This window comes from Actinomyces succiniciruminis, assembly GCF_900002405.1.
In the GTDB taxonomy this organism is placed as follows: domain Bacteria; phylum Actinomycetota; class Actinomycetes; order Actinomycetales; family Actinomycetaceae; genus Actinomyces; species Actinomyces succiniciruminis.
Map to the genome: position 1 here is coordinate 17,613 of NZ_LK995498.1, position 14,401 is coordinate 32,013.

Sequence of the window (14,401 nt, forward strand, 5' to 3'; positions counted from 1 at the left end):
TCGTTCCGCCCCGCCCGATACTCGTCTTCGGCTGCCGGCATCAGGCAACCACCGCAGCCCTTGAGCGGAAAGGCGGATTTCAGGACTCGCTGGGGCTGGGCGGGGTGATGCCCGAGACGAGGTAAGCCATCCGGCGGGCCACCGACGTGGAGTGGTCGCCGAAGCGCTCCAGGAAGCGCCCCATGAGCACCGCGTCGACCACCTGCTGGCGGGTCATTTCGTTTTCCGGGTCGAGGATCATCTGGAAGGACTTCCGGTGCAGGGCGTCCAGCTCGGCATCGCGCTCCTGGATCTGCGCGGCCAGTTGCAGGTCCTGGGTCTGAATCAGGCGACTGACGTCATGGCCGGCGCGCACGGCGGCGTCGGCCATCTGCACCATCAGCCCGAAAACCGGCTCGGGCACTGCGGGCAGCGGGTAGCGGCCGCGCGCGATCGCGGCGACGTGGCGGGCGAGGTCACCCTGCCGCTCCAGGGTCTGCGCCATGCGCAGGGCGGAGATGACGTTGCGCAGGTCCCGGTCCACGGGCTGCTGGCGGGCCAGCAGCATTACGCACATGTCATCGATGTCGCGCTGGAGGTCGTTGATGCGCTCGTCGGCGTCGATGACCTGCTCGGCCACCACGATGTCGCCGCTGCGCAGCGACTCCGCGGCGCGCTCGATGGCCGTGGCGACCTGTTCCGCCATGGACGCCAGGTCGGTTCCCAGCTGCTTGAGCTCCTGGTTGAAGATGTCGCGCACGGCTGCCTCCCACGTGTCGGCGCTCGGGGCTCGCGAACGGCCCGCCCACCCCTCTACCCTAGGGGGCGTGGGAACCGTTTGGCTGATCATCGCCGTTGCCGTGGCCGGTGTCGCCGCGGGCGCGGCGGCAGGACTCGCGCTCGGACACGCCACGCGCGACGCACAGGGCAACGGAATCACCTCCGGCTCGACCCTTGAGCGGGACGGCTTGATCCCGGTGCTGGCCGCGCTGAGCTCCACCGTGGTTCTGCTCGACGACGACGGCGAGGTCCTACGCGCCTCGGCCGCCGCCTACACCTACAACCTGGTGCGCGACGACGAGGTCTGCGAACCGCAGGTCGCCCAGATGGTCGAGCGCGTGCGTTCCTCCGGCCAGGCCGAGGAGGCCGAGATCACCGTGGCCCGCGGTCGCCTGCCGGGCGCGGGTAACTTTCACCTGCAGGTGCGCGTCGCCGGAATCGGGCGGGGCCGGGTGCTGGTACTCATCGAGGACCGCACCGCCGCACGGCGCGTGGAGGAGATGCGGCGCGACTTCGTGGTCAACGCCTCCCACGAACTCAAGACCCCCGTCGGCGCCATCTCCCTGCTGGCCGAAACCGTGCGCGAGAACGCCGACGATCCCACGCTCGTCGTCGACTACGCCGCGCGCATGGGCCGCGAGTCGCACCGCCTGGAACTGCTGGTGGGGGACATTATCGAGCTGTCCCGCCTGCAGGACGGTGACGCCCTGGTCGAGCCCGAGGACGTGAGCCTGGACGACGTCGTCGTCGACGCCCTGGACCGCGTGCGGGTGGAGGCCGAGGCGAAGGAAGTCGCCCTGGTCGCGGGCGGCGCCGAGAACCTCCACGTCCTGGGTGACGCCTCCCTGCTGGTCACGGCCGTCAGCAACCTGCTGGACAACGCCATCCGCTACTCCGACCCGCGCACCCGCGTCAGCGTGGGGTTGAGCGTGGACGCCCACGACCCGGAGCTGGTGCGCATCGCCGTCGTCGACCAGGGGATCGGCATTCCCAAGCAGGCGCAGGAGCGCGTCTTCGAACGCTTCTACCGGGTGGACAAGGCGCGCTCGCGGGCCACCGGCGGCACCGGGCTGGGCCTGTCGATCGTCAAGCACGTGGCCGCCGACCACGGCGGCACGGTGGAGCTGTGGTCGGCGCCCGGGCGCGGCAGCACCTTCACCCTGGTGCTGCCCCGCCACCGCACCGAGGCGGACCGGCCCGGGCCGGACCCCGAGGCGGTCCAGGCCGTGGCCAGCGGGGCCGCCGGCGCCTCGTTCGCCGCCATCGCCGCCATCTCCGACGAGCCCGCCCGGGGGAAGGAGCAGTCGTGACCCGCATCCTGCTGGTGGAGGACGAGGAGAACTACCGCGAGCCACTGGCGCTGAACCTGCGCCGCGACGGCTTCGAGGTGGTTGAGGCGCAGGACGGCGCCGCCGCCATGGAGCGCTTTGAGCGCGCGGGGGCGCCCGGCGGCAGCGGGCCCATCGACCTGGTTCTGCTGGACCTGATGCTGCCGCGCATGTCCGGGGCGGAGGTGTGCCGCCGTATCCGCCGCAGCTCGCGTGTGCCGGTCATCATGCTCACCGCCCGGGATGCGGAGATGGACAAGATCGCCGGACTGGAACTCGGCGCCGACGACTACATCACCAAGCCGTACTCCTACCGGGAACTCGTGGCCCGCGTGCACGCGGTGCTGCGCCGCACCGCGGACGATGCACCCGAGGAGCCGGTGCTGACGGCGGGGCGGGTCGCTATGGACGTGGGCCGCCACGAGGTGCGCGTGGATGGGCAGGTGGTGCCCATGCCCAAGCGCGAGTTCGAGCTGCTGGAACTGTTCCTGCGCCACCCCGACCGGGTGCTGACCCGCGCCCAGATCATTGAGCGCCTGTGGGGCGCCAACTACGTCGGGGACACCAAGACGCTGGATGTGCACGTCAAGCGGATTCGCGCCAAGATCGAGGCGGACCCCAGCTCCCCGACGTTGCTTACCACCGTGCGCGGCGTGGGCTATCGGCTGGTTGCTGCCGACTGACCCCGGGCTCGTGTGAGCTAGCTCCCCGATCTTCCGGCGTTATTTCCTGATAAAATGGAGCCCCGCGACAAATTCTGGAGTGACCTCACACATGACATTTGAAGTCGGCGAGACCGTCGTCTACCCCCACCACGGAGCCGCCCGGATCATTGACATCCGCCAGCGCAAGGTCAGGGGTGAGGAGAAGACCTACCTGCAGCTCGAGGTCGCTCAGGGCGACCTGACCATTCTGGTCCCGGCCGAAAGCGTCGACCTCATCGGCGTGCGCGACGTCGTCGACGAGTCCGGACTCGAGCGCGTCTTCGAGGTGCTGCGGGCGCCGCTTACGGAGGAACCCACCAACTGGTCGCGGCGCTTCAAGGCCAACCAGGAGAAGATCGCCTCCGGTGACGTCATCAAGGTTGCCGAGGTGGTGCGCGACCTGTCCCGTCGGGACACCGACCGCGGTCTGTCCGCCGGGGAGAAGCGCATGCTGGCCAAGGCCCGGCAGATCCTCGTCTCCGAGCTCGCGCTCGCGCAGAAGACCCCCGAGGAAGAGGCCGAGAACACGCTCGACGAGGTGCTCGCCTCAGGCACGGCGGCCTGAAGGCATCCACTCCGGGCCGTGTCTGTCTTGACCCTCCTCGCGGCCTGAAGCCCGGCTACGGCCGCGCAGCCCCGCGACACTGGTAAGGTCCCGCGCATGTCGGACAAGACCGCTGGGATCGCCGTTGCCGTGCTCACCGCTGCCGGCTCCGGCACCAGACTCGGCGCCCGTGGTCCCAAGGCGCTGGTGGAGGTTGGCGGCGAGTCACTGCTGCACCGGGCCACCCGCGGCCTGCTCGCCTCCGACCTCATCAACCACATCACTATCACCGCTCCCGGCGCCGAGGTCGACCGTTTCACCGCCGAGGTCGCCGACCTGACGGGCGAAGGGGCTATCGCCGTCGTCCCCGGCTCGCCGGACTCCCGACAGGCCTCGGTCGCCCTGGGGCTGGAAGCCGCGCTGAAGGCGCGCCCCGAGGCTGAAGTGGTGTTGGTGCACGACGCCGCGCGCGCCCTGACCCCACCCGACCTGATCCGGCGCATCGTCGCGGCCGTGCGCGCGGGGCACGACGCCGTCGTCCCCGGCCTGCCCGTGGTCGACACCGTTAAGGAGGTGGCCGGCGCGGGGGAGCAGGTGGAGCGAGTGGTGGGCACCCCGGACCGGGCGCGGCTGCGGGCGATCCAGACCCCGCAGGGCTTCGCCCGCGTCACTCTCGAGGCCGCGCACCGGCTGGGGGCGCTCCGTGCCGCCGATGAGGCCCACGCCGCCCGGGACGACGCCGCTCTCGTGGAGGCGATGGGCGGCCAGGTCGTCGTCGTCGCCGGGGATCCACTCGCACTTAAGGTGACTACGCCGTTGGATCTGGCTTTGGCCGAGGTACTCGCCCGCCGGGAGAGCATTCGGTCTTAGGCTCTAGGCCATGAGGCCACATATTCCGGGACGGGATGCCGAATTCACCCCGGCCGGCGCGGCGGACGGTGACCGCGCCGCGTCTGTGCGCGGCAAGCTGCTGACCTGGCCGGTCCTCGCCTGGGGGTTGTGGGACTGGGGCTCGGCGGCCTTCAACGCGGTAATCACCACCTTCGTCTTCTCGGTCTACCTCACCAGTTCAGCGTTCGGCGATCCCGCCGCCAACGAGTCCGCCCTCTCGGTGGGGCTTGCCCTCGCGGGGGCGTGCATCGCCCTGCTCGCCCCGGTCACCGGGCAGCGCGCCGACCGTGCCGGTAGCACCGTATTCTGGCTGGGGGTGTACACGGCGATCGTCGTCGCCGTGAGCGCGGCCCTGTACTTCGTGCTGCCCGAGCCCGGCTATCTGTGGCTGGGCATCACGCTGCTCGGGGTCGGCAACGTGTTCTTCGAACTGGCCTCCGTCAACTACAACGGGCTGCTGTCCCGCCTGGCCACCAAGGACCGGGTGGGCGCCGTGTCCGGGCTCGGCTGGGGCATGGGGTACCTCGGCGGCATTGTGCTGCTGCTGATCCTGTACGTCGGATTCATCAACCCGGAGGTCGGCTGGTTCGGGGTGACGGACGAGAATCGCATGGATATCCGTGTTTCCATGCTGGTGTCCGCCGGCTGGTTCGGCCTGTGCGCGATCCCCGTGCTGGTCACCCAGTCCGGCAAGCACGCCTGGCGACGGTGGGCCGCGATCGAGGACGCCGAAGGCGGGGACGAGCGCGCCCTGGCCGGGTTGGAGAGCGAGCCCGTGGACCCGGTGGAGGCGCCGGCGCGGATCATGCGCCATGAGACCCTGGCCGCCTCCTACAAGCACCTGTGGCGCACGCTCGTGGGACTGTATCGCACCCATCCGGAGGTGCTGTGGTTCCTGCTGGCGGCGGCGGTGTTCCGCGACGGGCTGGCCGGGGTGTTCACCTACGGGGGGATCATCGCCCAGAACACCTTCGGCTTCACCTCCGGCGAGGTGATCGTCTTCGCCGTTGCCGCCAACGTGGTCGCCGGCGTCGCCACCATTGCCGCCGGGCGGCTGGACGATCTGCTCGGCCCCCGTCGAGTCATCCTGGGTGCGCTGACGGTACTGGTGGTGGCCGGCCTACTCGTGTTCATCCTGCATGCGGCGGGCGCACGGGTCTTCTGGGTGCTCGGGCTCGTGCTGTCCGGTTGTGTTGGGCCCGCCCAGTCCGCGGCCCGCTCCTATCTGGCCCGACTGGCACCGCAGGGGCGTGAGGGCGAGATCTTCGGCCTGTACGCCACGACCGGGCGGGCCGTGTCATTCATGGCGCCCATGATGTACGGCGCATCCATTTGGGTGGGCACGCGCGTGGTGGGCGCCGGTGCCGGCTACTGGGGCATTCTCGGGATCGTGACGGTGCTCGCCGTCGGCCTGCTGCTCATGCTGCGGGTCCAGGACCCCGCCGGCCGCATCACCGTCGCCGAATAGCCGTCGTCCCTCACCCGCCGAGATCGGTTGAAGTTACGTGCCGAGGTCGGTTGAAGTTACGTGCCGAGGTCGGTCGACGTTGCTCGTGTGCGGGGAACTCAGTCGTCGCAGACCGTGATGGTCACCGGGATGTTGCCGCGGGTGGCGTTGGAGTACGGGCACACCTGGTGGGCAGCCTCGGCGAGGGCCTGAGCGACGTCGTGCGGCTGTGCCGGGATCACCACTACCAGATCGACGGCCAGGCCGAAACCGCCCGCACCATTCGAGCCAATGGATACCCGGGCGCCGACGCTGGAGTCGCCCAGCTCGGCCTTCTGAGCGCGTGCCACGGCTTGCAGGGCGGAGTGGAAACAGGCGGCATAGCCCGCCGCAAACAGCTCCTCCGGGTTGGGCAGGTTCGCGCCGGAGCCACCCATCTCCTTCGGCACGGCCAGGTCGGTGTCGATGCGGCTGGTGGTGGAGGCGACGTGACCGTTGCGGCCGTCACCGGAGGCCAGGGCTTCGATGGTGTAAATGGGGGTGATGGCGTCGGGCATGGTGAGCCTTCCTGTGCGGTGCGTTTAAGTGGCGCTGATGTCATACCGCGTCGCGCTGGGAGTCGACTGGATGCGGACTCGATGCGCGTGTTCGACGAGACGGACGGGATGAAGCATCGAGTATTTCGGAAACTCTGTCAGTTCCGCAGGTCCGGGAAGTCTTCGGCGGCGTCGGACTCGCCCTCGCGTGCCGCGCGAGCCTTGTACTCGGCGCGCAGGCGGTCCAGGTCCTCCTTGGTCAGCGGGCCCTGCGTGGTGCCGGCGGAACCATCTTGGCGCGTCCAGGAGACGACCAAACCATCCTCGTAGCCGAAGCGCGCTAGGTGCCGACCGGCGACCTCCTCCAGACGCGGCAACTCCTGCGCGGAGGCCGACAGCGTCAGGACGAGTGCGTCGTCCTCGCAGGTCAGGTCCGCCACGCCTGCCACGGTCCCCTCGCGGTTGAAGACCAGGTGGCCGGTGGACTCGGCCCCGTTCCACTCGCCGTCGATCCTGCGGCTCATGTGGCTGACGAGGCGGCGCCCGTAGGCGGCGGGCTTGTCGGTGGCTACGCGGGCCACGGAGCGGGAGTCGAAGCCAGGGGTTGCGGGAGCGGCTGCTGTATCAGTGGTCATGGATGCAGGTTAGCCTCGCCTGACATGGTGTCCTAGGGATTATCGCCCATGGCGTGATTCGCTCGCGCGGGTGTGGTTCTCGCTCCGGTCAGCCGATGCCGTAAACGACGAGTTCGTGTCTATAGCCGTCGCTACTGCTGTCCTGGGCGCTGTGAAGGTCCACGACGGCGATTACTCCGGGGGCCTGGACGATGTAGGGGGCGTCATTGCTCGTGTAGTACGGCTCCTGGGCGGGGTCTTCGGAGTAGTAGTCCAGGTGTAGGGCGACGGTGCCGTCGCTGCGCACCAGGTCTATTCCCTCCTGCGCCTGCGGTGAGCTGAGCCGCAGGTCGTCGAGGTATCCCGGTCCGGAGAGGGCGGAGTGGGCGTCGTCGACGTGGTAAACCGTGCGGGTGACGGGGTCGAAGCGTGCCTGTACGGTTGCCTCCTCCGCCGTGGGGGCGGCTCCGAGCACGGCGAGGGTGCGGGTGCTGCGGTTGTATTCGGGGCGGTTCAGGCTGCCGAGGGCAACGGGCTCGGCATCATCGACTCCGGCAAGGGCGTCTAGGCTGACGGCCTCGAGGGGGAAGCTGAGAGTATCCACTTCCTCGGGATCCTGGTGTCGACTCAGCTCGGTGAAGGCGGCGTCGGGGTCCGCGTAGCGCACGGTCCAGCCGCCGACGTATTCCGGTGCATCCCGGGACGTCGGGACTACGGCGTCGACCAGGGTGAGCGCGGTCGGATCGTCGTCTGGGGCGGTGAGCAACGCGCACCAGCGGTTGTGGTTGTCCTTCGGTTCTATGTTTTCGGGCTGGCTGGGGTTTCCGCAGATGGCGCCGTAAACCAGGGTGGAGTGCCCGCCCTGCGTCGGCCCGGGGTATTTCCAGCAGCGCTTTATGTTTCTATCGCCGCAGTAATGCGGATTCTCGTATTCATAGAATGTGCTGTAGGGAAGAGTTGATTGAATGCTGCCGTCCCTGAGCGATAGGACGTTGCGTCCCGCCCTGAGTACCTGGTCGGTGACCTGGATGTTTGGTCCTAAACGGGCCATGGAATCATAATTGTAGATGTACTCGAAGACGACCTCCCCGGTGGTGGTGTCGAGTGCGACCAGCGGTGTGCCAAGCCAGCCGGCGTCGTAGCCGAGCACGAGCCGGCTCAGGTCCGGGCTGATGGCCGCGTAGCACCAGGCATTGCCCTCTTTCCAACAGTAGTCGTCGCCGAATGTCACGAGGTTGCCGCTGCGGGTGTAGGACCAGGTGGTCTCCCCAGTGCTCGGGTCGAGGCCCATGGCGCCGTGGTCGGTGATGACGATGGGGCCGGCTGCCCCGGCGATCACACCGCCGATGGGATGCAGGTCTCCCGTATTAGGAATCTGAATGGTCCGTCGCCAGGTGGCGGAATCGCTCAGGGACTCGGGTACCGGCTGGGCCGGGGCGGCGGGTACCTGCACGGACTTGGCCGCGTAGTGCTCGGCGGGCAGGGCTAGAGTCACCGCGCCGACGGCGAGTGCCAGGACGGCAGCAATGGTGGCGGATCGGGTGGGGCGGGGTGGGCGGATTCGGCGGGAACGGGGCTTTGCGTGGTGGTTGCCCCGGTCTCGGATGAGTATGTCCGCTACCGCCGCGACACCGAGGGCGAGTGCTGCGACCGCGAGCTGGGCGAGCGCCGGATAGGACATCTGGATGTCCTGCGACTTGCGCCACCACGGCCAGGCGAATAAAACACCAATCAATAGGGCTGAAGCTGCCACCGCGAGCGATGCGATGTTTCGTTGGTTCCGGTTGGGACGCGCTGACGTGGTCGAAATGCCGTATCCTCCCCACACCAGAATTGGGAGTACCAGAGCAGAGGGACTCGGCGGCAGTAGTTCGTCGTCGGCGAGGTAGAACACGTGATAATAGCGGCCGGCCTGCTGCCAGGCCCAGACGCCGGCTATCACTGCGATGACCAGGGCGCCGAAGCGCAGACCGCGCAGCATCTCTGTGCTGCGACGCTGGGCCGGGGTGACCGGGGCGGAGGCGGGAGAGGCGTCGTCGTCGACGGGGGAAGCATCCACGATCCCCAGGGTGCCACAAGGCGCCACGGCCCGGCCATGGGGATACCCGCATGAGGCTCCGGTGCCCCACACCTTCCTGCCGGAAGCTGTGGGGCACTGGAGCAGTGCGTCGGGGAGCTCGATTCTGGGCTACGCCTTAACGGTTTAGCGGTTGTCGAAGTGGGAGTCGAAGGCGGCGTCGGGCAGGTCGTAGACGTGCTCGCGCGCGAACTTCAGGGCCATGGGGGCACCGTGCAGGCGGTCCATGCCGGAGTCCTCCCATTCGATCGAGATCGGACCGTCGTAGCCGATCTGGTTCAGCGTGCGGAAGTAGCCGTCCAGGTCGGCCTCGCCCAGGCCGGCGGAGACGAAGGTCCAGCCGCGGTGGGGGTCGTCCCAGGGCAGGTGACTGGATAGGCGGCCGTTGCGCCCGTCGAAGTGGGTCTTGGTGTCCTTGCAGTGGACGTGGTAGATGCGGTCGGCGAAGTCGGTGAGGAAGACGGCCGGGTCGATCTGCTGCCAGATCATGTGGGAGGGGTCCCAGTTGATGCCGAAGGCCTCGCGGTTGCCGATGGCGTCCAGGGTGGCCTTGGTGGTCCAGTAGTCGTAGGCGATCTCGCTGGGGTGGACCTCGAGGGCGAACTTGACCCCCTCGGAGTCGAAGACGTCGATAATCGGGTTCCAGCGGCGGGCGAAGTCCTCGTATCCGTCGGCGATGACCTCGGCGCCCACCGGCGGGTACATGGCCACGTACTTCCAGATCTTGGAGCCGGTGAATCCGGTGACGACCTTGGCGCCGAGCTTGGCGGCCACCTTGGCGGTGAGCTTGAGCTCCTCGGCGGCGCGCTCGCGCACGCCCTCCGCCTCGCCGTTGCCCCAGACGCGATCGGACAGCAGGCCACGGTGGCGGAAGTCGATGGGGTCATCGCAGATGCACTGGCCCGTGGAGTGGTTGGAGATGGCGTACACGCTCAGGTTGTGACGGGCCAGGGTGTCCTTCCACTGCTGGCAGTAGGTGTCGTCCTCGGCGGCGCGGTAGACGTCCAGGTGGTCGCCGGCCACCGGTACCTCCAGGCCATCGAAGCCCCACTGCTCCGCCAGCGCGCACACCTCCTCGAACGGCAGATCCACCCACTGGCCGGTGAACAGGTTGATGGGACGCGGCATGACAAGCTCCTTCGCAGACAAACGGCCGTCCGGAGGCTGATGCGGCGGCATCGCCCGATCCGAGCCCCCCGACGAATGCGAAGCTACCGATGCAGGATCGGCCACGGACAGGCCCAGATGCCCGTCTTCTGCGCGCATGGTGCAGAAGGCCAAGAGTAAACGCCCCTCAAGCGTCGTGCTCGCGCAGCCAGGCCAGTGAGGCCGCGATACCCTCGAAGACGTCGCCCGCATAGTCGTCGAACTCGACCACGCGCAGCGCCTGCGGCGCCGCCCGCAGCGAGGCTTCGATGTTTACCGCGCCACGGCCGGCCGGCTGCTGTTGGGCCGTGTACTGCGCCATGACGGCGGTGATCCCCTCGACGTCGTCGGGAAGCTGTGGCGGAGTGGCGGGCAGGACGCCGTCCTTGACATGAATCGCCCTGACCCGGTTGCCCAGCCTCCGCAGCAGTGCCGGGGCATCCGCACCGCCGAAGGTTGCCCAGAACGTATCCACTTCCAGGGCCACACCCGGCTCAAGCGCATCGCCGAAGGCCTCGACCCGGGCATAGCCGATCTCAGCAACTCGGGCGAGCGTGCCCTCCAGGTCGGCGGAGAGGGCGTCGCGGACGGCGTAGAGCTAGACGCTGGGAGTTGACATGGCGGGATCCTCCTCGATCGGTCCCGCTGTCCTCGCGCGGGGGAGGGCGCCACAGACAGTGCGGGTGCGCGCGGAACTGTACGCCCCGGGCGGAAGGGGTCTGCAATCCCCCAACTTCGCCTCCTGCAAATCCCTACTTACAGGGCCTGCAGATCCCTACCTCCGTCTGTGCTGCGGGCACAGCCACCAGACGGAAAGTGTCCATCGGTGACCACTTTGCCGAAATATGGCCATTGGGTGCGGAACGCGATCACTGATTTTACGCGGTTTTCTGTCGGTTTCCAGTTGATATCGTGAAGGGGGTGATGCTGAAACTGGTCACCGATAGACACTTCTGGCTCTTCCGGTGCGATTCGTGTGATGTCTGTCCCGGCGCGGACGTCGCGCGCCTGACTCACGACCTTGAGGCGTTCGGTTTCCTGCTCGAGTTCGCCGTTGTCCACGATCTACTCGTTTATGCCGAGGCGGTGGGCGGCCGCGTGCATCGCTACCGTGACTCGAACGGGCATTTGATCGATGCCGTAATTCCCATGCCGGACGGCTCGTGGGCCGCGGTGGAGGTCAAGCTCGTGGGAGGTCGGGTTCCCGCCGGGGCGGCGCGGCTTTCGCAGGCGGTGGCGCAGAAGCGGCCAGCCGCCACTTGAGCACCGAGTGCGCCTGCAGCGTTCTTTCCTGATCGTGCGTATGTCCGCTGCTGTCCCCTGGCTCGGAAGCGGTGAGAGTCATAGCGTGAATGGTGTTCGGCATCGACGGCGTCGGGGTGATCCCGCCCCGGACCGGTGACGACCGGGCTGGCCGGGAGTCGACGCAGACTCCCGGGTACCGGGGTTGAAAGGGCTATTCCCCCGGAACTGTGCGGTCGTCCGCGCTCGCAGTTCCGCGCGCCCGGCCCCGACCGCCTTACTTCCCACATGCAGAAGAAAGGACGGAAACATGGCTCTCAAACGCGGAGTGACGCTGTACGCGCTCCAGGACGCCTATGGTCGGGTGGGCTCGGCCTGGAGGGGTGCATCAGTCTGGTTGAGAACATGGGCGCCCAAGGCATTGAGTTCCTCAGCGACCAGATGCTTGAAGGTGCCCAGAATGCCAGCGATGCCACCATCGATGAGTTCAACGCGATCATGGAGCGGCACCCGCTGGAGCGCGTTGCCAACGACATCTTCATCAATTCCTCCCTGTTCCGAAATCGGTGGCTGACCCTGGAGGAGCAGGTGGCCTCCCTTCAAGCGGATCTGCGGCTGGCGAAGCGCCTCGGCTTCCCGCTCGTGCGCCTGGTCTCCTGAACCGACCCGGCCGTGGTACCGCCCGCGCTGCCGCTGGCGGAGAAGCTGGGCATCACCATGGCGGTCGAGGTGCACGCAGGCATGAGCTTCGACCACCCCCTCACCGCCGCCTGGATCGAGCAGATGCGGGATCTGGACAACCCGCACGTCGGACTCGTGGTCGACTTCGGCATCTACTGCCACCGCTACCCCGAAATCGCTACGAACTACTTCCGTGCACAAGGGCTCAACGAAGACGTGGTTGAGTACATTGCCGACATCTACGCCTCCGGATCCGACGGTCGCCGAGCCTTCCCCCGCGCCACCGGGGAGGAGAACCGAGACGCCTACGAGTTCCCCGAGGAGCTGACACGCCTGTTCAAATCGCCTGTGGATGAGGTGTACGCGACCAACGCCTCCGGTTACGAGAACACGTCCCTAGACACCTTGGACGAGTACCTGCCGTGGATCAAGTCCTTCCACGCCAAGTTCTGGGAAATGGTTCCCGACGGCGTCGGCGGCTACCAGGATGCCTCCATAGACTACCCGGCCGTCGTCGCTCGCCTGAAGCAGCTCGACTACGACGGCTACCTGTGCAGTGAGTACGAGGGGCAGCGCTTCATCATCCCCGGGGACCCGATTCCCGACGTCGAGCAGCTGACCCGCCACCAGCAGATGCTCCAGGCACTGATCAACGGAGAATGAGACAGCCGGAACCATCACGCCCTCAAGCCGGAAGAGCCGCATTTCCTGGGGCGATGGAAATCAGGCCTGCTCGTATTGGACGATCGTCGGATCGCCGGTGGACAGGGCGATCAGCTGGGGAATGATCGTTGTGAAGTGCGCCGAGGCGTTGTGCGTCTCGATGGCGGCGTCGTCGGCCCATGCCTCCAGGAAGGAGAGGGACGCGGCGTCGTCGCGGGCGCGCAGCAACTCGTAGGAGATGTTGCCGGGCTCCGCGCGCGAACCCTCCACCAGCTCATGCGCCTTGGCCGTGAACTCCCCGACGGCGTCGGGCCGGACCGTGAACGTGGCGATGATGCGGATCATGGGAACTCCTTCGTGCAGGGGGGAGCGGCTGCCGGCGGTACGGCTGCGACATTACTACCGACCTCGGCACGTAAGTTCAACCGACCTCGGCACGTAAGTTCAACCGACTTCGGTACGTAAGTTCAACCGACCTCGGCACGTAAGTTCAACCGACCTCGGTGAGAGAGGGAGGGGAGCGGGTCAGGCGGTGGCGGCGGTGAAGACCGAGTTGACGGCGAGCAGGGCGCAGCCGCGCAGCTCGTCGTCGAGTCCGCTGCCAGCGGGCAGGATCTCCAGGTCCGCGGTGGCCAGGGACAGCGCGCGCTCGTACACGATGCGCCGGATGACGTCTAGGAACATGGGGCATCCCTGCGGCATCGGCCCGGCCAGTACCACCCGTCCGGGGTTGAAGAAGCTGACCACCATGGCCAGGGCATCGCCGACGGCGGTCGCGGAACGCACCATCAGGGTGACGCATTCGGTATCGCCGGCGTTCACTCCGGCGACGATGTCCTCGACGGTCAGTTCGCCACGCCGATCCAGACATTCCTTCAGGTGCGGGCTCAACCCCTCCACCGCGGCTCGGTGGGCGTCACGCAGCAGCGCCCACCCGCCCGCCACGGCCTCCAGGCATCCGGTACGGCCACAGCGGCAGATCACCGAGTCGGTTCCGGAGACCTGCACGTGCCCGATGTCGCCGGCGGCGCCCGCAGCACCCAGGTGCAGGTGTCCGTTGGACATGATTCCGACGCCGATTCCGGTGCCGACTTGCAGGTAGAGGATGTTTGCCGACTCCCGCCTGCCCTGGTCGGGCAGGGTGGAGGCGTAGCCCAGCAGCATGATGTTGACGTCGTTCCCCGTGGCGACCGGCACGCCCAGGGCGGACTCGAGGGTGCCGACGACGTCGAAGTCGTCCCAGCCGGGCATGATCGGCGGGCTCGACGGGCGTCCGGTCTCCTGGTTGATCGGGCCGGGTAGTGAGACTCCGGCCGCCCACACCGGTGGCTCGTGCTGGCGCGTCATGTCCTGCAGTTCTTCGGCGGCCCGGGTCAGGGTCGCTTCCGGGCCGCGGGTTATGGGCCAGTCCAGGGTGCGTCGCTCCACCGGCTGCCCGGCGAGGTCTGTGACGGCGAGGCGCAGCGTCGAGGTGTGCACGCCCACCGCGAGCACGAGCCCGGCCTCCTGACGGAATCTCCACGTGGCGGGCGCTCGGCCCCCGGTCGAGGGCGCCGAGCCGTCCGGGGCGATGAGCCCGGTGTCGATCGCCGTGTTTATCAGCGAGGAGATCGTGTTGCGGCTCATTCCAGTCATACGCGCCAGCTGCTGCCGGGTAATCGCACGGCCCGTGCGGATGAGGTTGACGGTCAGGAGCACATCGGTGTCAATTGCGGCGATGGGACTGGACACGGCTGCCTCCCGGTGTGAATGACCGCGGCGCCGCACGG

General features: G+C 67.9%; 16 protein-coding genes. 8 read left to right on the top strand and 8 right to left on the bottom strand.

Going from position 1 to position 14,401, the window contains the following annotated elements:
• Nucleotides 1-79: 79 nt before the first annotated feature.
• Entirely contained in the window at nucleotides 80-739 is a 660-nt protein-coding gene (gene phoU / locus BN1056_RS07070; protein ID WP_210580037.1) for a phosphate signaling complex protein PhoU, read from the bottom strand.
• Nucleotides 740-806: 67 nt separating this feature from the next.
• Between phoU and BN1056_RS07075 the strand changes: the two genes are divergently transcribed.
• From BN1056_RS07075 to BN1056_RS07095, 5 genes are all read left to right on the top strand, one after another.
• A complete protein-coding gene (locus BN1056_RS07075; protein ID WP_244671567.1) occupies nucleotides 807-2,069 on the top strand; it encodes a sensor histidine kinase in 1,263 nt (420 codons plus the stop codon).
• Entirely contained in the window at nucleotides 2,066-2,770 is a 705-nt protein-coding gene (locus BN1056_RS07080) for a response regulator transcription factor (RefSeq protein ID WP_073328850.1), read from the top strand. The genes BN1056_RS07075 and BN1056_RS07080 overlap by 4 nt, the downstream gene beginning before the upstream one ends.
• 91 nt (nucleotides 2,771-2,861) lie before the next feature.
• On the top strand, nucleotides 2,862-3,356 hold the full coding sequence (locus BN1056_RS07085; protein WP_073328853.1) for a CarD family transcriptional regulator: 495 nt from the start codon (nucleotides 2,862-2,864) through the stop codon (nucleotides 3,354-3,356).
• A gap of 96 nt (nucleotides 3,357-3,452) precedes the next feature.
• Nucleotides 3,453-4,205 carry an IspD/TarI family cytidylyltransferase gene (locus tag BN1056_RS07090; RefSeq protein WP_210580038.1) on the top strand — a complete coding sequence of 251 codons (753 nt, stop codon included), beginning with the start codon at nucleotides 3,453-3,455 and terminating at the stop codon, nucleotides 4,203-4,205.
• A 10-nt stretch (nucleotides 4,206-4,215) separates the two neighbouring features.
• Nucleotides 4,216-5,694 (top strand): MFS transporter, encoded by a 1,479-nt coding sequence (locus BN1056_RS07095; protein WP_210580039.1) that lies wholly within the window; start codon nucleotides 4,216-4,218, stop codon nucleotides 5,692-5,694.
• 98 nt (nucleotides 5,695-5,792) lie between these two features.
• Here the strand turns inward: BN1056_RS07095 and BN1056_RS07100 are convergent, their stop codons facing one another.
• From BN1056_RS07100 to BN1056_RS07120, 5 genes are all read right to left on the bottom strand, one after another.
• The gene (locus tag BN1056_RS07100; RefSeq protein WP_210580040.1) at nucleotides 5,793-6,230 is read right to left on the bottom strand and encodes an organic hydroperoxide resistance protein; all 438 of its coding nucleotides are present in this window, start codon (nucleotides 6,228-6,230) and stop codon (nucleotides 5,793-5,795) included.
• Between the two features lie 137 nt (nucleotides 6,231-6,367).
• Nucleotides 6,368-6,844: a DUF2218 domain-containing protein gene (locus BN1056_RS07105; RefSeq protein WP_210580041.1), complete on the bottom strand. Its 477-nt coding sequence runs from the start codon at nucleotides 6,842-6,844 to the stop codon at nucleotides 6,368-6,370.
• A gap of 88 nt (nucleotides 6,845-6,932) precedes the next feature.
• Nucleotides 6,933-8,882 (bottom strand): PQQ-binding-like beta-propeller repeat protein, encoded by a 1,950-nt coding sequence (locus tag BN1056_RS07110; protein ID WP_210580042.1) that lies wholly within the window; start codon nucleotides 8,880-8,882, stop codon nucleotides 6,933-6,935.
• 144 nt (nucleotides 8,883-9,026) lie between these two features.
• Nucleotides 9,027-10,028: a sugar phosphate isomerase/epimerase family protein gene (locus BN1056_RS07115; RefSeq protein WP_210580043.1), complete on the bottom strand. Its 1,002-nt coding sequence runs from the start codon at nucleotides 10,026-10,028 to the stop codon at nucleotides 9,027-9,029.
• Nucleotides 10,029-10,194: 166 nt separating this feature from the next.
• Complete coding sequence (locus tag BN1056_RS07120) at nucleotides 10,195-10,533, bottom strand: sugar phosphate isomerase/epimerase family protein (protein ID WP_210580044.1); 339 nt, start codon at nucleotides 10,531-10,533, stop codon at nucleotides 10,195-10,197.
• Nucleotides 10,534-10,970: 437 nt separating this feature from the next.
• On the opposite strand from BN1056_RS07120, the gene BN1056_RS07125 reads away from it, so the two are divergent.
• The 3 genes from BN1056_RS07125 (at nucleotide 10,971) to BN1056_RS07135 (ending at nucleotide 12,632) form a co-directional block, all read left to right on the top strand.
• Nucleotides 10,971-11,309, top strand: coding sequence for a DUF4143 domain-containing protein (locus BN1056_RS07125; protein WP_210580067.1), 339 nt, complete (start codon nucleotides 10,971-10,973; stop codon nucleotides 11,307-11,309).
• Nucleotides 11,310-11,693: 384 nt separating this feature from the next.
• Nucleotides 11,694-11,948, top strand: a complete 255-nt coding sequence (locus tag BN1056_RS07130; RefSeq protein ID WP_210580046.1) for a hypothetical protein — start codon at nucleotides 11,694-11,696, stop codon at nucleotides 11,946-11,948.
• A gap of 12 nt (nucleotides 11,949-11,960) precedes the next feature.
• A complete protein-coding gene (locus BN1056_RS07135) occupies nucleotides 11,961-12,632 on the top strand; it encodes a sugar phosphate isomerase/epimerase family protein (RefSeq protein WP_210580048.1) in 672 nt (223 codons plus the stop codon).
• A gap of 60 nt (nucleotides 12,633-12,692) precedes the next feature.
• On the opposite strand, the gene BN1056_RS07140 is transcribed toward BN1056_RS07135, so the two are convergent.
• Both BN1056_RS07140 and BN1056_RS07145 read right to left on the bottom strand, forming a co-directional pair.
• Entirely contained in the window at nucleotides 12,693-12,977 is a 285-nt protein-coding gene (locus BN1056_RS07140) for a putative quinol monooxygenase (protein ID WP_210580050.1), read from the bottom strand.
• A 180-nt stretch (nucleotides 12,978-13,157) separates the two neighbouring features.
• Nucleotides 13,158-14,363 (bottom strand): ROK family protein, encoded by a 1,206-nt coding sequence (locus tag BN1056_RS07145; protein ID WP_210580053.1) that lies wholly within the window; start codon nucleotides 14,361-14,363, stop codon nucleotides 13,158-13,160.
• Between the last annotated feature and the right edge of the window lie 38 nt (nucleotides 14,364-14,401).

What these genes read in the sequence shown, in the direction of transcription:
- BN1056_RS07085 (WP_073328853.1), top strand. Translation starts at nt 2,862, where the DNA reads ATGACATTTGAAGTCGGCGAGACCGTCGTCTACCCCCACCACGGAGCC.
- BN1056_RS07090 (WP_210580038.1), top strand. Translation starts at nt 3,453, where the DNA reads ATGTCGGACAAGACCGCTGGGATCGCCGTTGCCGTGCTCACCGCTGCC.
- BN1056_RS07095 (WP_210580039.1), top strand. Translation starts at nt 4,216, where the DNA reads ATGAGGCCACATATTCCGGGACGGGATGCCGAATTCACCCCGGCCGGC.
- BN1056_RS07100 (WP_210580040.1), bottom strand. Translation starts at nt 6,230, where the DNA reads ATGCCCGACGCCATCACCCCCATTTACACCATCGAAGCCCTGGCCTCC.
- BN1056_RS07105 (WP_210580041.1), bottom strand. Translation starts at nt 6,844, where the DNA reads ATGACCACTGATACAGCAGCCGCTCCCGCAACCCCTGGCTTCGACTCC.
- BN1056_RS07115 (WP_210580043.1), bottom strand. Translation starts at nt 10,028, where the DNA reads ATGCCGCGTCCCATCAACCTGTTCACCGGCCAGTGGGTGGATCTGCCG.
- BN1056_RS07125 (WP_210580067.1), top strand. Translation starts at nt 10,971, where the DNA reads ATGCTGAAACTGGTCACCGATAGACACTTCTGGCTCTTCCGGTGCGAT.
- BN1056_RS07130 (WP_210580046.1), top strand. Translation starts at nt 11,694, where the DNA reads ATGGGCGCCCAAGGCATTGAGTTCCTCAGCGACCAGATGCTTGAAGGT.
- BN1056_RS07140 (WP_210580050.1), bottom strand. Translation starts at nt 12,977, where the DNA reads ATGATCCGCATCATCGCCACGTTCACGGTCCGGCCCGACGCCGTCGGG.